Below are 24938 nucleotides of genomic sequence, written 5' to 3'. Positions count from 1 at the left end.
GCCTTTTCTTTGCTTACTTTCTTTTGGCGAAGCAAAAGAAAGTGAGTCGGCCGCCGGGCCGAGACCCGGCCCCGGAAAGAAAAACCTCAGCGAGCGTGCGTAACCCCCCCATCCACAACCAACGTAGACCCCATCACATAGTCCCCCGCACGCGAGGCCAAGTAGATAGCCGCCCCAGCCATATCCTCAGGCACCCCAATACGCCCAGCCGGAATCCGCTCCTTCACCTCATCCCCGTGATCCCGCGCCAGCTTGTTCATGTCAGAAGCAAACGCACCAGGCGCAATAGCACTAACCACAATCCGATCCTGCGCCAACCGAAGCGCCATCCGCCGAGTCAACTGAATCAGCCCAGCCTTGCTCGCCGCATACGAATAAGTCTCCTGCGGATTGACCGAAATCCCGTCGATAGAAGCGATGTTGATCACCTTCGCCAGATGGTCCGTCGCAGCCTTCTTCAGCATCGGCGTCAACGCCTTGGTCAGAAAGAACGGCGTCTTCAGGTTCAGGTCCACCACCTTGTCCCATCCACTCTCGGGAAACTCTTCATAAGGCGCGCCCCAGGCCGCACCGGCGTTGTTCACGAGGATGTCCAGCGAGCCTTCGTGCTTCGAATAGGCATCGACCAGCGCCTGCGCACCTTCGAGCGTCGATACGTCCGCAGGCAGCGACACGCAATGCCCAAAGGCCGACAGCTCCTTCGCCGTTTCGTCGCAGGCTGCGGCCTTGCGAGCCGAGATGTACACGCGCGCTCCCTGGGCCAGGAAGCCCTCGGCGATCATGCGGCCGATGCCGCGCGAGCCGCCGGTGATCAGCGCCGTGCGGCCCTTCAGCGAGAAGAGTTGGGTGGTGTCCATGGTGCGGGTGTCTCCTGAATGAAAGATCGGCAATGCAAGTTCAGGAAACGAGCTTAGTGCGCGCCGCGCCGCGCGCGCGTCACCTCGGTGTCAGCGACAGGCTCCGGGGGCTCGTGAAGCTGCGCAGGTCGCCGGTCACCGGATCGAGGAAGGCCAGCGACCGGGCCAGCAGCTGCAAGGGCTTGCCGAAGTCGTCCGCGCCCTCGGGCAGCAGCACGGGGTAGATCGGGTCGTTCACGATCGGCATGCCCAGTGCCATGCAGTGCACGCGCAACTGGTGCTTGCGGCCCGTCACCGGCGAGAGCTTCAACAGCGCATGGCCGTCGCGCACCTCCTGTACCTCGATGCGAGTCTCGGAATTGGGCTCGCCGGGCTCTTCTCGCACGCGCATGAAATGTTCGTCGTCGACCAGGCGGCTGCGGTAAATCTCGGGCACCGACGACACGCCCTCGCGCCACGGCACGACGGCCTCGTAGTGCTTGGCGATGCGGCGCTCGGGAAACATCGCCTGGTACGCGCCGCGCGTGGCGTGCCGCACCGAGAACAGCACCAGCCCCGAGGTGCTGCGATCGATGCGGTGCATCGGCACGAGGTCGTCGAGCTTCAGCTTGCGCTTGAGGCGCACCAGCAGGCTTTCCTGCAGGTACTTGCCGGTGGGCGTGACGGGCACGAAGGGGGGCTTGTCCACGACCAGCAGATCGTCGTCCTGGAACACGATCTGCTCTTCGAATGGGATGCGCGCTTCGTCGTCGAGCGTGCGGTAGTAGTACACGCGCAGCGGCGACTGGTAGCGGCGCGTGGCGGTCACGGGCATGCCATGCTCGTCGATGACGTCGTTCGCTTCGATGCGCTCGAGCCAGGCCTGGCGCGTGATCGCGGGAAAACGCTCGATCAGGAATTCGGCAATGGTCGGCCAGGGGCCGGAAGACAGGCCGACGCAGCTCGGGCCTACGCCGTCGCGCGTGGGTAGCGGCAGCTGCGGCGGTCGGCGCCGGGTCATGGCGATGAAGATGCCTGCTGCAGTAACGACAGCGCTTGGGCGAAGGTCGGGCGCGCGGCGGCGTCGGGCTGCAGGCAGCGGTCTTTCAGCGTGGTCACCGATGCGGGCACCGCGTCGGTGCAGCGTTCGAGCAGTTCTTCCAGCAGGCAGCCGAAGGCGCGCATTTCCAGCGCCTGGAACGCGCGCGTCTGTGGCGCGTCGAGCGCGCCGGTCATCCAGGCCGCGCCGAAGTCGCCGAGCCGGCCGCCGCGCTGTGCGTGCCACAGGATGTTGTGTGCGTAGAGGTCGCCGTGAAGAATCCCTCGCGCATGCAGGTGCTGCATGGCCGAGGCGATGTCGCGTGCGATGCGCAGCGCCACGCCGGACGTCCAACGCGCTTCCTCGGCATAGACGTCGCGCGTGCATGAAGCAAGGCTCGGTGGCCTCGCGAGGGTGACGAATGACGGATCGACCAGCCCCATCACCAGGCCTTCTGTGCCTTCGGGGTGCCCGTCGATGCGGCTCTGCGCAGCGATCAGCGTGGGGTGCACGCCGGCCGCAATGCAGGCGGCCATTTCACTGTGCGGCCAGCCGTCGCTGGTGACTGCACCCTTGAAGAGCTTGACCGCCACCTGCTGTGCTTTGCCGAGCGTGGCTTGAAGGATCACACCCGAAGCGCCTTCGCCGAGCTTTCTGCCCAGCGCCAGTTCGCGCCAGTCGATGTGCGGCACCGACTGCGCGGTGATCGCCGCGTCTTCGGCCTGCGTGTCGAAGGGGTTGCCCGCGCAGGCGAGCCATGACAGGCGCGGCAGCGAGGGCAGCCATGCGGGCAGTGTCTCGAAGCGGTTGGACGAGATGCGCAGCAGTTCGAGCTGCTCGAGCGCGGTCATCGACTGCGGCAGCGCGCGCAGGCGGTTGCCCGCCAGCATCAGCTTCTGCATCCGCGTGCATTCGCCGAGGGAGTCGGGCAGCTCTTCGATCTGGTTGTCGGTGAGGATCAGCCAGCGCAACGAGGCCGGCAACGCCGCGGCCGGCACCGTGCGGATCTGGTTGGCCTTGAAGCCGACGATGTCGAGGTCGTGGCACCGGCCGATCGACTCGGGCAAAGTGGTGAAGCGGTTGTCCGAGCAGAACAGCACGCGCAGCCTGTGCAGGCGGTTCAGGTCGTCGGGCAGCGTGTCGAGCGCATTGCCCGACAGGTTCAGCACCTCGAGCGAATCCGCAAGGTCGAAAAGCTCGCGCGGAAACTCGGTGAGTCCGCACGAGAGATCGATTCTTTTTGCGCCTGCCAGCCGGCCCGCGCGCAGCTGAGCCAGCATGTCGTCCATCCGGGGGAGTTTAGGCGGCCTTCGCGCCGAAGCGGTAGATGCCGTCCTTGCCCAGTTCGCGCTTCACCTGGCCGGAGAACCACAGCAGGTGCAGGTGGGCCACCGTTTCGCCCATGGCGAAGGTCATCTGGTGCAGGTCGAGCTCGCGCTTGAACAGAATCGGCAGGCCTTCGGCTGCCGTCAGCGCGCGTGCCGTGCAGGCTTCGAGCAGCTCTGCCAGCCGGTCGCGATGGTGCTCCTGCAGCTGGTCGACGCGTCGGTGGATGCCCCGGAAGGGCTTGCCGTGCGAGGGCAGGCCCAGCGTGTCGGCCGGCAGCGTCTTGAACTTGTCGATGCTGTCGAGAAAAAGGCGCAGCGAGTTCGCCTCGGGTTCGCCCGCGTGCACGCTCACGTTGGTGGAAATGCGCGGCAGCATCATGTCGCCGCCCAGCAGCAGCTTCAGGTCGTCGCAATACAGCGCGATGTGCTCGGGTGCGTGGCCGTAGCCGCTGATGCAGCGCCAGTCGTGGCCGCCGATGGTGACGATGTCTCCGTCGAGCATGCGCACGAAGCTCTCGGGCACCGAGGGCACCATGTTCGCGTAGTAGTTGGTGCGCGCGCGGATCTTGGCGATGGATTCGGGGTCGGTCAGGCCGTGCGAGGCAAAGAAGCGCGCCGCTGGTTCGCCGCCCGCCAGGGTGTCGCCGGCGGTGCTGAGCACGCGGGCCACGTGGTAGTCGGTCGAGCTGATCCACAGCGGTGCGTTCCAGCGCGTGCAGAGCCAGTCGGCCAGGCCGATGTGGTCGGGATGCATGTGGGTGACGATGACGCGCAGGATCGGCATGCCCTGCAGCTGCGTCTCGAACACCTGCTCCCACTGCGCGCGCGCCTCGTCGCGGGCGATGCAGCAGTCGACCACCGTCCAGCCCTCGACGCCGTCGAGGGTGTCGCGCAGCAGCCAGAGGTTGATGTGGTCGAGCGCAAAGGGCAGCCGCATTCGAATCCAGCGCACGCCGGGCGCCACTTCCAGGGCTTCGCCGGGCTCGGGGAGCGTGTCGCCGAGGGGGTAGTGGAGTTCGCGTTCGAGGAGGTTCATGTAAGATTGACGTTTACGTAAACGTCATGGAGTAGTGGCACCATTGTAGGGATCGCGGCGCAAACCTGCTGTCGCGCCCGTAACGCCCCTTCTCCAGACCCCCGCCATGCCTGCGCAAACCTTCACCATCAGCCAGCTCGCGAAGGAATTCGACCTCACGACGCGGGCCATCCGCTTCTACGAGGACATGGGCCTGCTCACGCCCGAGCGGGCCGGCCTGCAGCGCATCTATAGCGCGCGCGACCGCGCCCGGCTCACGCTCACGCTGCGCGCCAAGCGCCTCGGCCTGAGCCTGACGGAGGCAAAAGACATCCTCGACATGTACGACAGCCCGCGCGACACCGTGCCGCAGCTGGAAAAATTCCTCGGCGTGCTGGGCGCCCACCGGGCCCAGCTCGAGGCGCAGCTGACCGAGCTGCAGGCCAATCTCGCGGAAGTGCGGGAGCATGAAAAAAAGGGACGCGCCACCCTTGTCAAAGCACAAAAGGCGACCAAGACCCGCAAGCCGGCCGAAGCCAAGGCCTGAAAACACGACTCATCGACAATAGCCGACTATGTCCGACAACACCGATAACCTCGACGACCTCTTTGCCCACAACCGCGCCTGGTCCGCCCAGATGGAGCGCGACCGGCCCGGTTTCTTCACCAGCCTGGTGAAGCAGCAGACGCCACGCTACATGTGGATCGGCTGTTCCGACAGCCGCGTGCCCGCCAACCAGATCACCGGCCTGGAGCCGGGCGAAGTGTTCGTGCACCGCAACGTCGCCAACATCGTGGTGCACTCCGACCTCAATGCGCTCTCGGCGATCCAGTTCGCGGTGGAGCACCTGAAGGTCGAGCACATCATGGTGGTCGGCCACTACGGCTGCGCCGGCGTCAAGGCCGCGCTCAGCGGCAAGCGCATCGGCCTGGCAGACAACTGGATCCGCCACATCCAGGACGTGCGCGACCGCCACAGCGTGATGCTCGAAAGCCTGCCCGAAGAAGCGCGCGTCGATGCGCTGTGCGAACTCAACGTGGCCGAACAGGTGGTCAACGTGGCCGTCAGCACCGTCATGGTCGACGCCTGGGCGCGCGGCCAGAAGGTGCGCATCCACGGCTGGACCTTCGGCGTGCACGACGGCCTGCTGCAGGACCTGGGCCTGAGCGTCGACGGCGCCAAGCCGCTCGACGCGGTGTACAAGGCCGCGGTGCAGCGCATCCGCTACAAGTGGAGCAAGCCCGGCGAGGTGATCCAGTCGCTGACGCTGCAGGGCACGCAGGTGAACCAGTCGGTGCAGGAGGCGCAGGCCATGACGCCGCAGCCCGAGGCCGACGGCACGACAGACGCCGCCGCTGCCTGAGCGGCCCGGGCGCCTCCAACTGCCTGCCCGCCCATGTTCCCGCAGCGCCTCGATTCGCCGCTGGCCTACGACATCGCGAAGGCGATGATGGACGGCTTCAACCGGCACTACCGGTTGTTCCGCGCCGAGTCGGCGCGCGCCAAGCACCGTTTCGAAACCGCTGACTGGCACGGCCAGCAGCGGGCGCAGCGCGAGCGCATCGAGTTCTACGACCTGCGCGTGAGCGAGGCCGTGGCCCGGCTCGAAAAAGAGTTCAAGGCCGGCGACCAGCCCATGGACGTGTGGCACCAGATCAAGCTGCACTACATAGGCCTGCTGGTGGACCACCACCAGCCCGAGCTGGCCGAGAGCTTCTTCAACTCGGTGACCACGAAGATCCTGCACCGCGCGTACTTCCAGAACGACTTCATCTTCGTGCGCCCGGCCATCAGCACCGAGTACATCGAGCCGCGCGGCGCGCCCACCTACCGGCCGTACTACCCGGAGCCCGACACGCTGGCCGACACCCTCGAGCAGATGCTCGACGACTTCGCTCTGCTCGGCAGCTTTGCCAACAAGCGGCGCGATGCGGAGCGCGTGGCGCACGTCATCCTGAACCGCTTCCACCAGGTCAAGCTGCGCGCCAACTTCCAGCTGCAGGTGCTGTCGGGCCTGTTCTTCCGCAACAAGGGCGCGTACGTGGTCGGCAAGATCATGAACGGCTTCACCGAGATTCCGTTCTCGCTGCCGATCCTGCACGACAGCCACGGCAAGTTCTACATCGACGCGGCGCTGTTCGGCGAAGACGACCTGCAGATGCTGTTCAGCTTTGCGCGCGCGTACTTCATGGTCGACATGGAGGTGCCCTCGGCCTGGGTGCAGTTTTTACGCTCGCTCATGCCGCGCAAGCCGCGCGCCGAGATCTACAACGCGCTCGGCCTTGCCAAGCAGGGCAAGACGCTGTTCTACCGGGACTTCCTCTCGCACCTGAACTATTCGAGCGACCGCTTTCGCATCGCGCCCGGCATCAAGGGCATGGTGATGCTGGTGTTCGACCTGCCGTCGTTCCCCTTCGTGTTCAAGGTCATCAAGGACTTCTATCCGCCGCAGAAAGACACCACGCGCGAGCAGATCAAGGGCAAGTACATGCTCGTGAAGCAGCACGACCGCGTGGGCCGCATGGCCGACACGCTGGAGTACAGCGACGTGGGTTTTCCGCTCGATCGCTTCGAGCCCGAGCTGATCGAGGAAATCCGCAAGTTCGCGCCCAGCCAGCTCGAAATCGGCGACCGCGACGGCAACGGGGAAATGGAAGTCGTGGTCAAGCACGTCTACATCGAGCGGCGGATGATCCCGCTCAACATCTACCTGCAGGAAGCCTTCGACACGCTGGCCCACCCCGAGAGCCCGGCGCATGCCAGGCGCGCGAAAGACCAGTTGGAGCACGCGGTGATCGAGTACGGCAACGCCATCAAGGACATGGTCGCAGCCAACATCTTCCCCGGCGACATGCTGTGGAAGAACTTCGGCGTCACGCGCGGCGGCAAGGTCGTGTTCTACGACTACGACGAAATCGAATACGTCACCGACTGCAAGTTCCGCAAGGTGCCCACGCCGCGCAACGAAGAAGACGAGATGAGCGGCGAGGTCTGGTACTCGGTGGGTCCGAAGGACGTGTTCCCCGAAACCTTCGAGCCCTTCCTGCTGGGCAACAAGGACGTGCGCGAAGCCTTCATGGCGCACCACGCCGACCTGCTCGACGCCGCCTTCTGGCAGCACCACAAGGAACGCATCCAGGCCGGGCAGATGCTCGATGTGTTCCCGTACGAAGAATCGCAGCGCTTCCAGCACGAAGGGCACGCGACGCATTTCTGACCGATCGCTTCTTGATCCCGCTTTCACACTTCTGAAGGAGACCTCCATGTCCGAATCCATCGTCATCGTCGGCGCCGCCCGCACCCCCATGGGGGGCTTCCAGGGCGACTTTTCGTCCCTCTCCGCGCACGACCTCGGCGGCGCAGCCATCAAGGCCGCCGTCGAGCGCGCCGGCATCGCGCCCGACAGCGTGGGCGAAGTGCTGTTCGGCAACTGCCTGATGGCAGGCCAGGGCCAGGCCCCGGCGCGCCAGGCGGCCTACAAGGGCGGCCTGCCCGACAGCGCCGGCGCCGTCACGCTCAGCAAGATGTGCGGATCGGCCATGAAGGCCGCGATGCTCGCGCACGACCTGCTGCTGGCCGGCACGCACGACGTGATGGTGGCCGGCGGCATGGAAAGCATGACCAACGCGCCCTACCTCATGCTCAAGGGTCGCGGCGGCTACCGCATGGGCCACGACCGCATCTTCGACCACATGATGCTCGACGGCCTCGAAGACGCGTACCAGCCGGGCCGCTCGATGGGTACCTTCGGCGAAGACTGCGCGGCCAAGTACAAGTTCACGCGCGAGCAGCAGGATGCGTTTGCCATCGCCAGTGTCGAGCGCGCCAAGAAGGCCACCGACACCGGCCTCTTCAAGGACGAGATCGTGCCCGTCACGGTCAAGGGCCGCGGCGGCGACACCGTCATTTCGATCGACGAAGGCCCGGGCAAGGTCAAGCTCGACAAGATCCCCACGCTGAAGCCCGCGTTCAAGAAAGAAAACGGCACCATCACCGCCGCATCGAGCTCGTCGATCAACGACGGCGCGGCCGCGCTGATCATGATGACCGAGTCGCACGCGAAGAAGATCGGCGCCAGGCCCATCGCCCGCATCGTCGGCCACGCCACGCACGCGCAGCAGCCCGAGTGGTTCTCGACCGCGCCCGTCGGTGCCGTCGCCAAGCTGTTCCAGAAGACCGGCTGGAAGGTGAAAGACGTCGATCTGTGGGAAGTGAACGAAGCCTTCGCCGTGGTGCCGATGGCACTGATGCACGAGCTCGACGTGTCGCACGAGATCGTCAACGTGCACGGCGGCGCCTGCGCGCTGGGCCACCCGATCGGCGCCAGCGGCGCTCGAATCATGGTCACGCTGATCCATGCGCTGAAGGCGCGCGGCAAGAAGCGCGGCGTGGCGACGCTTTGCATCGGTGGGGGCGAAGGCACCGCGGTGGCACTCGAATTGCTATAGAAACAATGGCCGGGGGCGTCCGAGGGATGGGCGTTTGCCGGCTTTTTCATTCAGACACTTCAAACAATGCGTAGAGCAGGAGATTTCATGCGCCCATCCATCCACCGTACCGCCATCGCCGCCGTGCTGGCCACCGCCTTCGTGGCGGGCGCCACCTGGGCCCAGAAGCGCGACAACGTGCTGTTCCAGGCTGCCACCGACGAGCAGCCCGCGGTGATCAAGACGCTGGAAAAGCTGGTCAACATCGAGACCGGGACCGGTGACGCCGAAGGCATCGCCGCCGCCGGCAGCTACCTCGAGGGCGAACTCAAGAACCTGGGCTTCACCGTCACGCGCAGCAAGTCGGCCGGCATCGTGGTGGGCGACAACATCGTGGGCAAGATCAAAGGCCGCGGCGGCAAGAACCTGCTGCTGCTCTCGCACATGGACACCGTGTACCTGAAGGGCATCCTCGCGAAGGCGCCGTTCAAGATCGAAGGCGACAAGGCCTACGGCCCCGGCATCGCCGACGACAAGGGCGGCAACGCCGTCATCCTGCACACGCTCAAGCTGCTGAAGGACTACGGCGTGCGCGACTACGGCACCATCACCGTGCTGTTCAACACTGATGAAGAAAAAGGCTCCTTCGGCTCGCGCGACCTGATCCAGGAAGAAGCCAAGCTGGCCGACTACGTGCTCTCCTTCGAGCCCACCAGCGCCGGCGACGAGAAGCTCTCGCTCGGTACCTCGGGCATCGCCTATGTGCAGGTCAACATCACCGGCAAGGCCTCGCATGCGGGCGCGGCGCCCGAGCTGGGCGTGAACGCGCTGGTCGAGGCTTCCGACCTCGTGCTGCGCACCATGAGCATCGACGACAAGTCGAAGAACCTGCGCTTCAACTGGACCATTGCCAAGGCCGGCAACGTGTCGAACATCATCCCCGCCAGCGCCACGCTGAATGCCGACGTGCGCTATGCGCGCAACGAAGACTTCGATGCCGCGATGAAGACGCTGGAAGAACGCGCGCAGCAGAAGAAACTGCCCGAGGCTGACGTCAAGGTGATCGTCACGCGCGGCCGCCCGGCCTTCAATGCCGGCGAAGGCGGCAAGAAGCTGGTCGACAAGGCCGTGGGCTACTACAAGGAAGCCGGCGGCACGCTGGGCGTGGAAGAGCGCACCGGCGGCGGCACCGACGCAGCCTATGCGGCGCTCTCGGGCAAGCCCGTGATCGAGAGCCTGGGCCTGCCGGGCTTCGGCTACCACAGCGACAAGGCCGAGTACGTGGACATCAGCGCCATTCCGCGCCGCCTGTACATGGCCGCTCGCCTGATCATGGATCTGGGCGCCGGCAAATAAGCACGAACAGAAGAAAAGACAGGAGACAACGCCATGCTGCTCAGCGCTGACCAGGAAGCCATCCGCGACGCGGTGCGCGATTTCTCGCAAGCCGAACTCTGGCCACTTGCGCCCAAGTGGGACCGCGAGCACAGCTTTCCGAAGGAAGCCCACCAGGGCCTCGCGGCGCTGGGCGCCTACGGCATCTGCGTGCCCGAAGAGAACGGCGGCGCCGGCCTCGACTACCTCACTCTCGCGCTGGTGCTGGAAGAAATCGCGGCCGGCGACGGCGGCACCAGCACCGCCATCAGCGTGACCAACTGCCCGGTCAACGCCATCCTCATGCGCTACGGCAACGCGCAGCAGAAGAAGCAGTGGCTCGAACCGCTGGCGCAGGGCCAGATGCTCGGCGCCTTCTGTCTCACCGAGCCGCAGGCAGGCAGCGATGCCTCGAGCCTGCGCACCACGGCGCGCAAGGACGGCGACGCCTACGTGATCGACGGCGTGAAGCAGTTCATCACCAGCGGCAAGAACGGCCAGGTGGCCATCGTCATCGCGGTAACGGACAAGGGCGCGGGCAAGCGCGGCATGAGCGCGTTCATCGTGCCGACCGATGCGCCGGGCTACAACGTGGCGCGCCTGGAAGACAAGCTGGGCCAGCACAGCAGCGACACAGCGCAGATCAACTTCGACGGCTGCCGCATCCCGCGCGAGAACCTGATCGGCGCGGAAGGCGAGGGCTACAAGATCGCGCTCGGCGCGCTCGAAGGCGGCCGCATCGGCATTGCCGCGCAGAGCGTGGGCATGGCACGCAGCGCCTTCGACGTAGCACTGGCCTATGCCAAGGAACGCCAGGCTTTCGGCGGCTCGATCTTCGACCAGCAGGCCGTGGGCTTTCGCCTGGCCGAATGCGCGACGCAGCTCGAAGCCGCGCGCCAGCTGATCTGGCATGCCGCGAGCCTGCGCGACGCCGGCTTGCCCTGCCTGAAGGAAGCCGCCATGGCCAAGCTGTTCGCCAGCGAGATGGCCGAGCGCGTGTGCAGCGCGGCCATCCAGACGCTGGGCGGCTACGGCTACGTGAACGACTTTCCGCTGGAGCGCATCTACCGCGACGTGCGCGTGTGCCAGATCTATGAAGGCACTTCGGACATACAGAAGCTGCTGATTCAACGCGCGCTGGCGTGAGCGACATGCGGCCGGGGCGGGTGATGTTCCGGTAGCGCCGCAACCCCCACCCGTCTGTCATCGGTTTGGATGACAGACAGATACGCGCAGCAGGCGCAGCATGGTGGCCTCTTTGTCGGAGGTCTTTGCCATGTCCATCTTCAGAACCGCTTCCCCCGCATTGGCACTCCTGTGCATCGGTGCCGTGGCCCTGCCGGCGCGCGCGCAGCCCGCAGCCCCTGGTATTTCCACTCTGACCGCGACCGAAGCCGTGCAGCAGCTGTGCGCCGGCACCGTCACCAGCGAGCAGTTGGTAACGGCGTATCTCGCCCAAGCCAAGGCCAAAGCCAACCTCAACGCCTTCATCACGCTCGACGAAGCCGGCGCACTGAAGGCCGCGCGCGCCGCCGATGCACTGCGCAAGCGCGGTGGCGCCTGCAAGCCGCTGGCCGGCCTGCCGGTGGCCATCAAGGACAACATCCAGGTGCAGGGCCTGCCCGCGACGGCCGGCACACCCGCGCTCAAGGGCTTCGTGCCCTCCGCCGACGCCCCGGTGGTGGCCAGGCTGCGCGCGGCCGGCGCGGTGGTGCTCGGCAAGACGAACATGCACGAACTGGCCTTCGGCGTCACCGGCTACAACCCCGCGTTCCAGACCGGCTCCGAGGTGGGCGTGCGCAATGCCTACGACGCGACGCGCATCGCGGGCGGCTCGTCGTCGGGCAACGGCACCGCGCTGGGTGCGCGCATGGCGCCTGCTGCGCTGGGCACCGACACGGGCGGGTCGGTGCGCATTCCGTGTGCGTTCAACGGCTGTGCATCGTTGCGTCCGACAGTGGGGCGCTATCCGCAGCAGGGCATTGCGCCGATCTCGCACACGCGCGACACGGCGGGGCCGATGGCGCAATCGATGGCCGACGTGGCGCTGCTCGACGGCGTCATTGCCGGCGGCAAGCCGCTCAAGCCTGCCGACTTGAAGCGCCTGCGCCTTGGCGTGGTGCCGGCCATGCAGGCCAATCTCGACGCCGACACGCGCGCCGCCACCGATGCCGCGTTTGCGAAGCTGCGCGCGGCCGGCGTCACGCTGGTCGATGTGGAGATGCCGAAGCTGATGGAGCTCAACGGCGCGGTCGGCTTTCCGCTGGCGCTCTACGAGGCGCACGACGACATGGTGACCTACCTCGCGAAGTACCGCACGGGTATCGACATTGCACAGCTCACGGCCGGCATCGCCAGCCCCGACGTCAAGGGCACCTTCGAGACCTTCGTCATCCCGCGCAAGCTGCCCGCAGCCAGTGGCGTGGTCGATGCGAAGCCGGTCTACGAGAACGCGATGCGCGTCGCGCGCCCCGCTCTGCAGAAGCTCTACCGCGACACCTTCGCGAAGAACAGGCTCGACGCACTGGTGTTCCCGACGGTGCCGCGCGTGGCACTGGCCGCGGGGGCCGAAGCCAGCAGCCCCGAGAACTTCGGCTCGCTGATCCAGAACACCGACCCGGGCAGCAACGCCGGCATACCGGGCGTGCAGTTGCCATCGGGCCTCGGCGCAACCAGCGGCCTGCCCGTGGGCCTGGAGCTGGACGGCCCTGCCGGCAGCGACCGCAAGCTGCTGGCCGTGGGCATGGCGGTGGAGCAGGTGCTCGGCCGGCTGCCGGCGCCTAAGTGAGCGCGAGCGGCATGGCCCAGCCTGCGAGCGCCGAGCGGCGCTCGATGCCCAGCTTGTCGAAGATGCGCCGCAGGTAGGTGCGCACGGTGGGCACGCCCACCGCGAGGCGCCGCGCGATCTCCTTGTCGGTGAGCCCTTCGCGCACGCAGCGGGCCACTTCCTGCTCGCGCACGCTCAGCAAGGCCCACGCGGCTTCGCGCGCCCCGGACGCCGGAGCAGTCGCGCGCTGCGCCCGTTGCAGGGCGCCCGCGAACGCCGGCTCGATCAGGTCGAGCAACGCCTTCTCGTGATCGCCGAAATCGCTGCGCCCCTTGCGGCGCCAGATGCGCAGGTCTCCCAGTGCGCGTTCGCCCTCGAAGGCATGCAGGTTCATGCCCCAGTGCAGCCCGTCGCGCGCGAGAAAGTCGTTGAAGAATGCGGTGCGCATCAGCTCGCGCTGCGGCATCACTTCGGTCACGCGTGTGGCGCGGCGCCGCGACTGCAGCACGAATGTGATCGGGTCGTGGTGCTGGTGCCACTGCGCATAGCTGTCGAGATTCGCGGGGTCCATGTGTAGCGCCACGCGCGCGCCGAAGCTGCCGCTGGCGGCGTCCCACACGAACGAGGCGAACTGGTCCGCATGCAGCAGGTCGAGCAGCGCCCAGCCCAGGCGCTCGCGGATCTCCTGCTCGCCGCGGTCTTCCGCCAGCAGCGTGAAAACGCCGCGCAGTGCGTGCTGTTCAGAGCCTGTGAGGTACATACATCGCCGACTTTCTCGAGGGAGCCGTTGTAACGCTAACGTTTAGCAAGCGCCGCGCCAAGGGTGGATGCCCGCGAATGCATGCGCCGCGCGGTCATGCATATCGCGCAGAATCGACGGCAGCCCGGCCATGCCATCGACAACTCCCATCACCGAACACGCATCCAGGCCGCTGCTGAAGCGGTTCCGTGACTATTGGATCGAGGCGCCCAACGCCAATCCGCTGGTGGACCAGAGCCTGGCGCGCGCCTATGTGATCGACACGCGGGACACGCCGCTGTCAGCCGCCGTCACGGCCGCGGTGTTCTGGATGCTGTTCCTCGTTCTCACCGGCAATCGCGGCACGCTCGTGTGGGCCGTGCTGGTGCACGCGATGCAATGGAACATGCACCGCCATCTGCACCGGCTGGATCCGGCCGCCATCGATGCAGCCACTGCCGCGCGCACGCGCCGGCGGCTGGAGTTGCGCATGCTGTTCCCGGGGCTGGTGTGGGCGTTGGCGCCGTGGCTGTTCTTCCCGCATGGCGACCTTGCCCACATCCTGCTCATGTACTTCTTCGTGAGCGGCACGACCAGCGTGATCATTGCCGCGCTTGCCCAGTGGTGGCTGGCCGCCCTGTGCTTCGGCGTCCCGGTGTTCCTGAGCCTGGCGCTGCGGCTGGTGCTGGAGCCGGGCAGCGTGACGGTCATCATGGGGTGCCTTGCGGTGTCGCAGCTCGTGGCGGCCCTGCACTATGCGCGCAAGCAAAACCGGTTGATCGTCGGCTCCATCGAGAACGGCTTCGAGAACGCGCGCCTGGCCGAAGCGCTGTCGCGCCAGCTCGACCACGTGGCACAGCTTGCCGCGCAGCGCGCCCGCATCTTTGCGGCCGCCAACCACGACCTGCGCCAGCCCATGCATGCGCTGGCCATCTTCGTCGACGCGCTGGACACGCGCAATCCGCCCACGGCCGAGAACCTGCGCTTCATGCGCGACAGCGTAGATGCCCTGCGCGGCTCCATCGATGCGCTGCTGGACATCGCGCAGCTCGACGGCGGCGTGGCGCCCGTTCGCCCCGAGCCGATGCGCCTGCAGCCGCTGTTCGATGCGCTGCACGGGCGCTTTGCGGCGCTGGCCGCGGCCAAGGGGCTGCACCTGCGCGTGCGCCCCACGCGCGCCGCGGTGCAGGCGGACGCGCGCATGCTCGCGCGGCTGCTCGGCAACCTGGTGGACAACGCGATCAAGTACACCCCCTCGGGCACCGTGTTGGTCTGCGCCAGGCATGTGACGCCGGGCGCCTGGCGCATCGAGGTGCGCGATTCCGGCGTGGGCATCGACGCGCGGCACCAGGCGCAGGTGTTCGAGGAGTTTTTCCAGATCGACAACCCCGGACGCGACCGCAGCCGCGGGCTCGGGCTGGGCCTGTCGCTGGTGGCGAGCATGGCGCAGGTGATGGGTTCGCGCATCCAGGTGCGCACCGCACCGGGCCGCGGCAGCACCTTCTCGCTGGTGCTCGATAAGACGGCCGCGCCACCGGCAGATGACGACCTGGCCGTGCCGGCCGGGCCAACGGAAGAAGCTGCCGCCCTTCGCATCCTGGTGCTCGACGACGAGCAACCCGTGCGCGAGGCCATGCGTTCGCTTCTGTCCGCCTGGGGCCACGAGGTGGTGCTGGCGGCCAACCCGCGCGAAGCCTTGCAGCAGGGCGGCGTGTTCGACCTGATGCTGAGCGACCTGCGCCTGGGCAGCGGCCTCTCGGGCCTGGCCGCCGCGCAGGCCCTGCAGGCGGTCGGCAAGGTGCGCAACGTCGTCATCCTCACCGGCGAAACCGCGCATGCGACGCGGGCCGAGGTCGAGCGCGCGGGCTATGCGCTGATCTACAAGCCGGCGGGCGCGCAGGCCCTGCAGGAAGCCATTGCCGCAAGCCGGCCTGCCTAGCCTCGGGGCTTGCCCTGTCCGCGCCCGGCCCGCAAGGTGTTCCAATAGCGGTCTTCATGAGCGCCAACGATCCCACCACCGGACCTTGCCCCTGCGGCCGTACAGACCGCCGCGACAAGCCCATCGGCTACGCCCTGTGCTGTGGCCGCTATCTCGACGATTTCGGGAACACGCCCGCGCCCGACGCCGAATCGCTGATGCGTTCGCGCTATTCGGCCTTTGTGCTGGAGCGCGGCGAATACCTGCTCGCCACCTGGCACGCGTCGAAGCGGCCGGCCTCGATCGAGTTCGAGCCGGGCGTCAAGTGGCTGGGGCTGGACATCCGCTCGCGCTCGGTGCTCGACGCGGACCATGCGGAGATCGAGTTCGTCGCGCGCCAGCGCAGCGCGGCCACGGGTGCCGCCACGCGCCTGCACGAGCGCAGCCGCTTCGTGCGCGAAGGCGACCGCTGGTACTACCTGGACGGCGACCTGCAAGTACCCCTGGGTTGACGCACCGGGCCGAGGCCCGCACAATCGGCCCCGCTCCGGGGTGCACGCATGTGGCGTGCTGAGATGGCAAAGCAGCCGACCCGCGAACTTGATCCGGGTCATACCGGCGTAAGAAGAGCTGCACTCCCTGACTTCGGTCCGTCACTCCCCCTTCCGTGACGGGCTTCCCGAAGCCCACCGAGCGATTGCGGAGCACCCTTTCCTCAACAAGGAGTGCCTCCGATGAATGCCCCCGACAAGTTCACCACGCTGCTTTCGCTCACGCGCGAGCCTTTTCCCGCGTCGCACAAGTGCGTCATTCCGGGCAGCCGGCCCGACCTGTTCGTGCCCGTGCGCGACGTGCAACTCACCAACGGCGAGACCGTGTCGCTCTACGACACCTCGGGCCCGTACACAGACCCGAAGGTCGAGATCGACGTGCGCCGCGGCCTGCCCGACGTGCGCGGCGCCTGGGTGCTGGAGCGCAACGACACCGAAAGTTACGAAGGCCGCTCGCATCACGCGCTGGACGACGGCGCCAAGAACGAAGACCGCGACGCGCAACGCCTGGCCGAACTGCGCGCCGGCGCCTCGGCACTGCAGCGCACGCCGCGCCGCGCGAAGTCGGGCGCCAACGTCACGCAGATGCACTACGCGCGCCGCGGCATCGTCACGCCCGAAATGGAGTACGTGGCCTTGCGCGAGAACGGCAAGCGCGAGTGGATGGCCGAGTACCTTGCCAACGAAGAGCGCGCCAGGCGCGTGATGGGCAACCCGATGGGCGCGACCATTCCGCGCATCATCACGCCCGAGTTCGTGCGCGACGAAGTGGCCCGCGGCCGCGCGATCATTCCCGCGAACATCAACCACCCCGAAGTCGAGCCGATGGCCATCGGCCGCAACTTCAAGGTGAAGATCAACGCCAACATCGGCAACTCGGCCGTCACCTCGAGCATCGAGGAAGAGGTCGAGAAGCTGGTGTGGGCCATTCGCTGGGGCGCCGACAACGTGATGGACCTGTCGACCGGCAAGAACATCCACACCACGCGCGACTGGATCGTGCGCAACTCGCCGGTGCCCATCGGCACGGTGCCCATCTACCAGGCGCTCGAGAAGGTGGGCGGCGTGGCCGAAGACCTGACCTGGGAGATCTACCGCGACACGCTGATCGAGCAGGCCGAGCAGGGCGTCGACTACTTCACCATCCACGCCGGCCTGCGCCTGCCGTTCATTCACCTCACGGCCGACCGCATGACGGGCATCGTGTCGCGCGGCGGATCGATCATGGCCAAGTGGTGCATCGCGCACCACAAGGAGAGCTTTCTCTACACGCACTTCGAAGACATCTGCGACATCATGAAGGCCTACGACGTGAGCTTCTCGCTCGGCGACGGCCTGCGTCCCGGCTCAGGCGCCGATGCCAACGACGAGGCGCAGTTCGCCGAGCTGCGCACGCTGGGCGAGCTCACGCAGATCGCATGGAAGCACGACGTGCAGACCATGATCGAAGGGCCGGGCCACGTGCCGATGCACATGATCCAGTCGAACATGGACGAGCAGCTCAAGCACTGCCACGAGGCGCCGTTCTACACGCTCGGGCCGCTGACCATCGACATCGCGCCGGGCTACGACCACATTGCCAGTGCCATCGGCGCGGCCATGATCGGCTGGGCCGGCACCGCGATGCTTTGCTACGTGACTCCGAAGGAGCACCTGGGGCTGCCGGACCGCGACGACGTGAAGCAGGGGATCATTGCCTACAAGATCGCCGCGCATGCGGCGGATGTGGCCAAGGGGCACCCTGGGGCTCGCTCGCGCGACGATGCGCTGAGCAAGGCGCGCTTCGAATTCCGCTGGCAGGACCAGTTCAACCTGGGCCTCGACCCCGACACCGCCCGCGAATTCCATGACGAGACGCTGCCGAAGGATTCGAGCAAGGTGGCGCATTTCTGTTCGATGTGCGGGCCCAAGTTCTGCTCGATGAAGATCACGCAGGAAGTGCGCGAATACGCAGCGAAGAAGGGCGTGGCCGAGGCGGCCGCCATGGCCGAGGGCATGGAAGAGAAGTCGAAGGAATTCATGGCCGGTGGCGGCGAGATGTACATCCCGATCCGTCCGATAGCCTGAGCTTCCTCCTGCGAAAAGGGGGCGTTGCTACCATGGGGCCAATCACCGAACTCCGGCACCGCAATGACCCCCTTTCCTTTTTCCGCCGTTCTCTTCGATTGCGACGGCGTGCTCGTCGACTCCGAACCCATCACCAACCGCGTGCTCGCCGAAATGCTCGGCGAGCTCGGCTGGCACATCACGACCGAGGAATCGATGAACACCTTCACCGGCAAGGCGGTGAAGGACGAGGCCGCGCTCATCGAGACGAAGACCGGCGTCAGGATCACCGACGACTGGCTCAAGACCTTCCGCGCCCGCCGCAATGAGGCGCTGGAGCGCGACCTCGTCGCCATTCCCCACGCGCCCGCCGCCATTCGCGAAATCCATTCAAGGCTCAAGGGCCGCATCGCCTGCGCATCGGGAGCAGACCGCCACAAGGTCGAACTGCAACTCGCCAAGGTCGGCATGCTCGACTATTTCCAGGGCCGCATCTTCAGCGGACACGAGATGCCGCGCTCCAAGCCGCACCCCGACGTGTATCTCGCTGCGGCGGAAGCCCTCGGTGTCGACCCGAAGCGCTGCGCCATCGTCGAAGACACCGTCACCGGCGCAATGGCCGGCGTGGCTGCAGGAGCCACGGTGTTCGGCTACAGCACGGGCGAATCAGGCCACAGCGGCCCCGGACCGCTGCTGAGCGTGGGCGCGGTGAAGGTGTTCAGCGACATGGCCGAACTGCCGGCGCTGCTTTCGGGCTACGGGCTGCAGGCGGCCTGAGTTTCTGGTGGAATGCAGGGCGCAACTCCCGAGCCGCAGGAACCACTTCCCATGACTTCCGAATACAAAACCGAGCAGCCCGACCGCAGCGAGATCGACGCGCTCACCGGCCCCGCCGTGGTCGAGTTCGGCACCAACTGGTGCGGCATCTGCAAGGCCGCCCAGCCGAACATTGCCGAGGCCTTTGCCAAGTACCCGGACATTCGCCGCATCAAGGTCGAAGACGGCAGCGGGCGTCCGCTGGGTCGTTCGTTCAACGTGCGCCTGTGGCCCACACTGGTGTTCATGCGTGACGGCAAGCAGGTCGCGAAGCTGGTGCGGCCTGAGGACAGTCAGTCGATTGCCGACGCGCTTGCGTTGATCGCAAAGCCTAGCTGACGCGTCATTCCCGGAGGGGAGTACCCGGTGTCATTCGCACGCACCCCGAACGTGCCCCAAACGCCCTCCGCTACAGCCCCTGCTGCCGAAAGTCGCGAGGCGCATGCCCCGTCCACTGCAGGAACGCCCGCGAAAAACTCTTCTCGTTGCGAAACCCCACGGCCAGCGCCACCTGCTTGACAGGCCGCGTGGTGCGGCGCAACAGGTCGACAGCCATCTCGTGGCGCACCTCGTTCTTCAGCGCCTGCAGCGAAGTGCCTTCCTCGTGCAGTTGCCGGTGCAGCGTGCGGCTCGACACGTTGAGCAGCCCGGCCAGCGCCTCGGCGGTGGTGGCCTCGCTGGCGCGCGAACGCAGCAGTTCGCGCACGCGCTGGCCCAGCAGGCGGTCGCGCCGGTACTGCAGGATTGTGAGCGGCAGTGCGCGCCTGAGCATGGTGCGCAGCGCGCGTTCGTCTCGCTGCAGGGGCAGGGCGAGATAGCGTTCGTCGAAGCTGATGCCCGCCTGCGGCGCGTCGAAGCGCACGTCTGGCGTGAACATCAGCGGATAGGCGTCGCTGTGCGGCGGCGCGGCAAACGGAAAGCTCGCGTGTCGCAGCGAGATGCGCGAGTCGATGGCCCAGCACATGTAGCCGTGCACGAAGCGCAGGGTGGTCACCAGGCAGAACTCGCGGAAGGCGTCGTCCAGCGGGACGTTCTCGGCGATGCGCAGCGTGGCCATGCCGCCGGCCACTTCGAGCGACAGGCCGATGTCCTCGGTCAGCAGCCGGTGGTGGCGGCACCAGCGCTTGATGGCCACGCCCAGGTCGGGCGAGCTCAGGGAGGCGCGGCACAGCAGGCCGTAGGTGCCCCAGGGCAGGCGCCGCGAGAACCAGCCGAGTGTTTCGTCGTCGAGCTCCTGCATGGCGTGGCCCGACAGCACCTCGAACTGCGCGGCCGTCACCCGCGCGCCCGGCCGGGCCAGTTCGCGCGGCGTGATCTGTGCCGCCTTCAGCGCCTCGGCGGGGTCCATGCCATAGCGCTCGTAACCCTGCACGATAGCTCTCACGAAGGCCATCGGCGTGACGGCGCGGGCGGGTCTGAGGAACGAGGGGGGCGACATGGTTCGACGGATCGGTCGTGGCGTGATTTGCAACCATTGTGGCGCCAATTGCGGCACGGCGAGGCGTAAGCTGCGATCTTTCGCAAGCGCCACCCAGCGCGGGTGGCATTGCGCGCAGACCCCTTCAGAGGAGACAAACCCCATGCACGATCCCGGCCTGAACTTCGACCTGGGCGACACCATCGACTCGCTGCGCAGCGCCATCCAGGACTTCGCCGCCAACGAAATCGCGCCGCGCGCCGCCGACATCGACCGCGACAACCTGTTCCCGCACGACCTGTGGAAGAAGCTCGGCGACCTCGGCCTGCACGGCATGACGGTGAAAGAGGAATTCGGCGGCACCGAGCTGGGCTACCTGGCCCACATCGTGGCCATGGAAGAAGTCTCGCGCGCCTCGGCCTCGGTGGGCCTGTCTTACGGTGCGCACTCCAACCTGTGCGTGAACCAGATCCACCGCAACGGCAGCGACGCACAGAAGAAGAAATACCTGCCCAAGCTGGTGAGCGGCGAGCACGTCGGCGCGCTGGCCATGAGCGAGCCCAACGCCGGCTCCGACGTGGTGAGCATGAAGCTCAAGGCCGAGAAGAAGAACGGCTACTACGTGCTCAACGGCGGCAAGATGTGGATCACCAACGGCGGCGACGCCGACACGCTGGTCATCTACGCCAAGACCGAGCCCGAGATGGGCGCGCGCGGCATGACGGCCTTCATCGTCGAGAAGAACTTCAAGGGCTTTTCCGCCGGCACCAAGCTCGACAAGCTCGGCATGCGCGGCTCCAACACCTTCCCGCTGTTCTTCGACAACTGCGAAGTACCCGAAGAGAACGTGCTCGGCGGCGAAGGCCAGGGCGCAAGGGTGCTGATGAGCGGCCTCGACTACGAACGCGCTGTGCTCTCGGGTGGCCCGCTGGGCATCATGGCTGCGTGCATGGACGCGGTGCTGCCCTTCATCCACGAGCGCAAGCAGTTCGGCCAGAGCATCGGCGAGTTCCAGCTGATGCAGGGCAAGCTGGCGGACATGTATTCGACCTGGCAGGCCACGCGTGCGTACGTGTATGCCGTGGGCAAGGCCTGCGACCGCAACGACCATGCGCGCACCTTCCGCAAGGATGCGGCGGGTGCCATCCTGTACTCCGCAGAGAAGGCGACGTGGATGGCCGGCGAGGCAATCCAGGCGCTGGGCGGCGTTGGCTACACGAAGGACTTTCCGGTCGAGCGGCTGTGGCGCGATGCCAAGCTGTACGAGATCGGCGCGGGCACCAGCGAAATCCGCCGCATGCTGATCGGCCGCGAGCTGTTCTCCGAAACCGCCTGAAATAAGGACGCATCGCCATGGCGCTCTTGACCCAAAGCATGGCGCAAGGCGCCACCGATGTCCCCCTCATCGAACAACCCATCGGCGATTTCTTCGACGACATGGTCGGCAAGCAGCCCGACCGCGAGGCGCTCGTCAGCCGCCACGAAGGCCAGCGCTATACCTACCGCGAGCTGCAGGCCGAATCGAACAAACTCGCCAGCGCACTGCTGAACCTCGGCCTCGCGCCCGGCGATCGCGTCGGCATCTGGTCGCACAACAACGTGGCGTGGGTGCTGATGCAGATCGCCACCGCCAAGGTCGGCCTGATCCTCGTCAACATCAATCCCGCTTACCGCACTTCAGAGCTCGAGTACGCGCTCAACAAGGTCGGCTGCAAGGCGCTGGTGACGATGGCGCAGTTCAAGACCAGCGACTACCTCGGCATGCTGCGCGAACTGGGCCCGAAGCGTGTGCCGCAACTGGCCCACACCTTCTGGATCGACAAGGCCGGGCAGGGGGGTGAGCAGCCCGGCATGCAGCGCTTCTCGCAACTGCTCGCAAGCGGCGATGCCAGCGATCCCCGCATCGCCAAAGTCCAGAAGACGCTGAAGGCCACCGACCCCATCAACATCCAGTTCACCAGCGGCACCACGGGCTTTCCCAAGGGCGCGACGCTCACGCACCGCAACATCCTGAACAACGGCTTCTTCATCGGCGAGTGCATGAAGCTCTCGCCCGCCGACAGGCTGTGCATTCCGGTGCCGCTGTATCACTGCTTCGGCATGGTGCTGGGCAACCTGGCCTGCCTCACGCACGGCTCGGCCATCGTGTACCCGAACGACGGCTTCGACCCGCTCACCGTGCTCGAGACCGTGCAGGCAGAGAAGTGCACCGGCCTGCACGGTGTGCCCACCATGTTCATCGCCGAGCTCGACCATCCGCGCTTCAAGGAGTTCGACCTGTCGACGCTGCGAACCGGCATCATGGCCGGCTCGCCGTGCCCTATCGAGGTGATGAAGCGCGTGGTCAGCGAGATGCACCTGAGCGAGATCACCATCGCCTACGGCATGACCGAGACCAGCCCCGTGAGCTGCCAGAGCAGCACCGACACGCCGCTGGACCGCCGCGTATCGACCGTGGGCACAGTGCAGCCGCACCTCGAAGTGAAGATCGTCGACCCCGAGACCGGTGCCGTCATGCCGGCCGGCCAGTCGGGCGAGCTGTGCACGCGCGGCTACTCCGTCATGCACGGCTACTGGGACGACGAGGCCAAGACCCGCGAGGCCATCGACGCCGAGCACTGGATGCACACCGGCGACCTCGCGACCATGGACGGCGAGGGTTACGTCAACATCGTCGGCCGCATCAAGGACATGGTGATCCGCGGCGGCGAGAACATCTACCCGCGCGAGATCGAAGAATTTCTGTACCGCCACCCGAAGGTGCAGGACGTGCAGGTCGTCGGCCTGCCCGACAAGAAATACGGCGAAGAGCTGTGCGCCTGGATCATCGTCAAGCCTGGCCAGAGCGCCACCGAAGAAGAAGTGCGCGAGTTCTGCAAGGGCCAGATCGCGCACTACAAGGTGCCCAAGTACATCCGCTTCGTCAGCGAGTTCCCGATGACGGTGACCGGCAAGATCCAGAAATTCAAGATCCGCGATGCCATGACCGAGCAACTCGGCCTTAGCCAAGAAAAAACAGCATGAGCCAACTCGAAACCAAACTCAACGCCCGCTCGGCGGACTTCCAGGCCAATGCAGCAGCCATGCGCGCGCTGGTCGATGACCTGCGCACGCAGTTCGCGAAGGTAGAGCAGGGCGGCGGCGAGGCCGCGCGTGCCAAGCACACCGCGCGCGGCAAGCTGCTGCCGCGCGATCGCGTGGCCGAGCTGCTCGATCCGGGCACGCCCTTTCTTGAAATCGCGCCGCTGGCCGCGCATGCGATGTACCTCGACGCCAAGGGGGCCGAGTCGGCGCCGGGCGCCGGCATCATCGCGGGCATCGGCCGCGTGAATGGCGTCGACTGCATGATCGTGTGCAACGACGCGACGGTGAAGGGCGGCACCTACTATCCGATGACGGTGAAGAAGCACCTGCGCGCGCAGGAGATCGCCGAGCAGAATCGCCTGCCCTGCATCTACCTCGTCGACTCGGGCGGCGCCAACCTGCCGAACCAGGACGAGGTGTTCCCCGACCGCGAGCACTTCGGCCGCATCTTCTACAACCAGGCCAACATGAGCGCCCAGGGCATTCCGCAGATCGCGGTGGTCATGGGCTCGTGCACGGCCGGCGGCGCGTACGTGCCGGCGATGAGCGACGAATCGATCATCGTGAAGAACCAGGGCACCATCTTCCTGGGCGGCCCGCCGCTCGTGAAGGCGGCCACGGGCGAGGTCGTGACGGCTGAAGACCTGGGCGGCGGCGACGTGCACACGCGCCTGTCGGGCGTGGTCGACCACCTCGCGCAGAACGACCTGCATGCGCTGGCGCTCGCGCGCTCGGCGGTGGCCAACCTCAATGCGAAGGCGGCCGAGGCCCCGGCCAAGGCCGAGGTGCGCGCGCCGGCGTTCCCGCGCGAGGAGCTCTACGGCGTGATCCCCACCGACACGCGCAAGCCCTTCGACGTGCGCGAGATCATCGCGCGCGTCGTCGACGGCAGCGAGTTCCACGAGTTCAAGGCGCGCTTCGGCGCCACGCTGGTCTGCGGTTTTGCCGAGATCGAGGGCATGCCCGTGGGCATCGTCGCCAACAACGGCATCCTGTTCAGCGAGTCGGCGCAGAAGGGCGCGCACTTCATCGAGCTGTGCTGCCAGCGCAAGATTCCGCTGGTGTTCCTGCAGAACATCACCGGCTTCATGGTGGGCCGCAAGTACGAGAACGAGGGTATCGCGCGCCACGGCGCCAAGATGGTGACGGCCGTGGCCACCGCCAACGTGCCCAAGTTCACCATCATCATCGGCGGCAGCTTCGGCGCCGGCAACTACGGCATGTGCGGCCGCGCGTACAGCCCGCGCTTCCTCTGGATGTGGCCCAACGCGCGCATCAGCGTGATGGGCGGCGAGCAGGCCGCGAGCGTGCTGGCCACCGTGAAGCGCGACGGCATCGAACTGAAGGGCGGCAGCTGGAGCAAGGAAGAGGAAGAAGCCTTCAAGGCGCCGATCCGCCAGCAGTACGAAGACCAGGGGCACCCTTACTACGCCACCGCGCGGATCTGGGATGACGGGATCATCGATCCGGCGGATACGCGGCGCGTGCTGGCGCTGGGGTTGGCTGCGGCACGGAATGCGCCGATTCCAGAGCCGAAGTTCGGCATCTTCCGCATGTAAGGCTCGGGACGGAAACGCTCT

At 66.6% G+C, this 24938-nt stretch carries 21 protein-coding genes and 1 riboswitch; of the genes, 15 read left to right on the top strand and 6 right to left on the bottom strand.

Annotation, left to right across the window (positions count from 1 at the left end; translation table 11 throughout):
• Positions 1 to 86 precede the first annotated feature (86 nt).
• The 4 genes from AC07O3_RS23555 to AC07O3_RS23540 form a co-directional block, all read right to left on the bottom strand.
• On the bottom strand, positions 87 to 857 hold the full coding sequence (locus AC07O3_RS23555) for an SDR family oxidoreductase (RefSeq protein WP_093078323.1): 771 nt from the start codon (positions 855 to 857) through the stop codon (positions 87 to 89).
• Positions 858 to 936: 79 nt separating this feature from the next.
• Positions 937 to 1857, bottom strand: coding sequence for a pseudouridine synthase (locus tag AC07O3_RS23550; protein ID WP_097197885.1), 921 nt, complete (start codon positions 1855 to 1857; stop codon positions 937 to 939).
• Complete coding sequence (locus AC07O3_RS23545) at positions 1854 to 3164, bottom strand: leucine-rich repeat-containing protein kinase family protein (protein WP_495340460.1); 1311 nt, start codon at positions 3162 to 3164, stop codon at positions 1854 to 1856. The genes AC07O3_RS23550 and AC07O3_RS23545 overlap by 4 nt, the downstream gene beginning before the upstream one ends.
• Positions 3165 to 3174: 10 nt before the next feature.
• On the bottom strand, positions 3175 to 4239 hold the full coding sequence (locus AC07O3_RS23540) for an MBL fold metallo-hydrolase (protein ID WP_495340459.1): 1065 nt from the start codon (positions 4237 to 4239) through the stop codon (positions 3175 to 3177).
• A gap of 106 nt (positions 4240 to 4345) precedes the next feature.
• Between AC07O3_RS23540 and AC07O3_RS23535 the strand changes: the two genes are divergently transcribed.
• From AC07O3_RS23535 to iaaH, 7 genes are all read left to right on the top strand, one after another.
• A complete protein-coding gene (locus AC07O3_RS23535) occupies positions 4346 to 4765 on the top strand; it encodes a MerR family transcriptional regulator (RefSeq protein ID WP_435462387.1) in 420 nt (139 codons plus the stop codon).
• 28 nt (positions 4766 to 4793) lie between these two features.
• Positions 4794 to 5582, top strand: coding sequence for a carbonate dehydratase (gene can / locus AC07O3_RS23530; RefSeq protein ID WP_495340458.1), 789 nt, complete (start codon positions 4794 to 4796; stop codon positions 5580 to 5582).
• A 33-nt stretch (positions 5583 to 5615) separates the two neighbouring features.
• Entirely contained in the window at positions 5616 to 7436 is a 1821-nt protein-coding gene (gene aceK, locus AC07O3_RS23525) for a bifunctional isocitrate dehydrogenase kinase/phosphatase (RefSeq protein ID WP_093078329.1), read from the top strand.
• Between the two features lie 46 nt (positions 7437 to 7482).
• Positions 7483 to 8667 (top strand): acetyl-CoA C-acyltransferase, encoded by a 1185-nt coding sequence (locus AC07O3_RS23520; RefSeq protein ID WP_093056762.1) that lies wholly within the window; start codon positions 7483 to 7485, stop codon positions 8665 to 8667.
• Between the two features lie 87 nt (positions 8668 to 8754).
• Entirely contained in the window at positions 8755 to 10002 is a 1248-nt protein-coding gene (locus AC07O3_RS23515; protein WP_093056761.1) for a glutamate carboxypeptidase, read from the top strand.
• Positions 10003 to 10035: 33 nt separating this feature from the next.
• On the top strand, positions 10036 to 11166 hold the full coding sequence (locus tag AC07O3_RS23510; RefSeq protein WP_495340457.1) for an acyl-CoA dehydrogenase family protein: 1131 nt from the start codon (positions 10036 to 10038) through the stop codon (positions 11164 to 11166).
• A gap of 130 nt (positions 11167 to 11296) precedes the next feature.
• The gene (gene iaaH / locus AC07O3_RS23505; protein WP_495340456.1) at positions 11297 to 12808 is read left to right on the top strand and encodes an indoleacetamide hydrolase; all 1512 of its coding nucleotides are present in this window, start codon (positions 11297 to 11299) and stop codon (positions 12806 to 12808) included.
• On the opposite strand, the gene AC07O3_RS23500 is transcribed toward iaaH, so the two are convergent.
• Positions 12801 to 13547 (bottom strand): helix-turn-helix transcriptional regulator, encoded by a 747-nt coding sequence (locus tag AC07O3_RS23500; protein WP_354338716.1) that lies wholly within the window; start codon positions 13545 to 13547, stop codon positions 12801 to 12803. The genes iaaH and AC07O3_RS23500 overlap by 8 nt on opposite strands.
• A 130-nt stretch (positions 13548 to 13677) precedes the next feature.
• Between AC07O3_RS23500 and AC07O3_RS23495 the strand changes: the two genes are divergently transcribed.
• The 5 genes from AC07O3_RS23495 (at position 13678) to AC07O3_RS23475 (ending at position 19196) form a co-directional block, all read left to right on the top strand.
• Positions 13678 to 15465, top strand: a complete 1788-nt coding sequence (locus tag AC07O3_RS23495) for a sensor histidine kinase (RefSeq protein WP_495340455.1) — start codon at positions 13678 to 13680, stop codon at positions 15463 to 15465.
• Between the two features lie 56 nt (positions 15466 to 15521).
• On the top strand, positions 15522 to 15956 hold the full coding sequence (locus tag AC07O3_RS23490) for a YchJ family protein (protein ID WP_093177258.1): 435 nt from the start codon (positions 15522 to 15524) through the stop codon (positions 15954 to 15956).
• A 26-nt stretch (positions 15957 to 15982) separates the two neighbouring features.
• Positions 15983 to 16088, top strand: a riboswitch (TPP riboswitch).
• Between the two features lie 90 nt (positions 16089 to 16178).
• The gene (gene thiC / locus AC07O3_RS23485) at positions 16179 to 18062 is read left to right on the top strand and encodes a phosphomethylpyrimidine synthase ThiC (RefSeq protein ID WP_258352753.1); all 1884 of its coding nucleotides are present in this window, start codon (positions 16179 to 16181) and stop codon (positions 18060 to 18062) included.
• Between the two features lie 63 nt (positions 18063 to 18125).
• A complete protein-coding gene (locus tag AC07O3_RS23480) occupies positions 18126 to 18818 on the top strand; it encodes an HAD family hydrolase (RefSeq protein WP_093056755.1) in 693 nt (230 codons plus the stop codon).
• 51 nt (positions 18819 to 18869) lie between these two features.
• A complete protein-coding gene (locus AC07O3_RS23475; protein ID WP_495340454.1) occupies positions 18870 to 19196 on the top strand; it encodes a thioredoxin family protein in 327 nt (108 codons plus the stop codon).
• Positions 19197 to 19266: 70 nt separating this feature from the next.
• Here the strand turns inward: AC07O3_RS23475 and AC07O3_RS23470 are convergent, their stop codons facing one another.
• Positions 19267 to 20295 (bottom strand): AraC family transcriptional regulator, encoded by a 1029-nt coding sequence (locus AC07O3_RS23470; protein WP_093056753.1) that lies wholly within the window; start codon positions 20293 to 20295, stop codon positions 19267 to 19269.
• A 142-nt stretch (positions 20296 to 20437) separates the two neighbouring features.
• On the opposite strand from AC07O3_RS23470, the gene AC07O3_RS23465 reads away from it, so the two are divergent.
• From AC07O3_RS23465 to AC07O3_RS23455, 3 genes are read left to right on the top strand one after another with little or no spacing between them, the layout of a single operon-like run.
• Positions 20438 to 21610, top strand: coding sequence for an isovaleryl-CoA dehydrogenase (locus AC07O3_RS23465; protein WP_093056752.1), 1173 nt, complete (start codon positions 20438 to 20440; stop codon positions 21608 to 21610).
• Between the two features lie 17 nt (positions 21611 to 21627).
• On the top strand, positions 21628 to 23298 hold the full coding sequence (locus AC07O3_RS23460) for an AMP-binding protein (protein WP_495340453.1): 1671 nt from the start codon (positions 21628 to 21630) through the stop codon (positions 23296 to 23298).
• Positions 23295 to 24917 carry a carboxyl transferase domain-containing protein gene (locus AC07O3_RS23455; RefSeq protein ID WP_093056750.1) on the top strand — a complete coding sequence of 541 codons (1623 nt, stop codon included), beginning with the start codon at positions 23295 to 23297 and terminating at the stop codon, positions 24915 to 24917. The genes AC07O3_RS23460 and AC07O3_RS23455 overlap by 4 nt, the downstream gene beginning before the upstream one ends.
• The last annotated feature ends 21 nt before the right edge of the window (positions 24918 to 24938 follow it).

The organism is Variovorax sp. GW821-FHT09D05, from assembly GCF_059416325.1.
The sequence above is the reverse complement of the archived record's forward strand: the minus strand, read 5'-3'. Positions and strand labels throughout refer to the sequence as shown.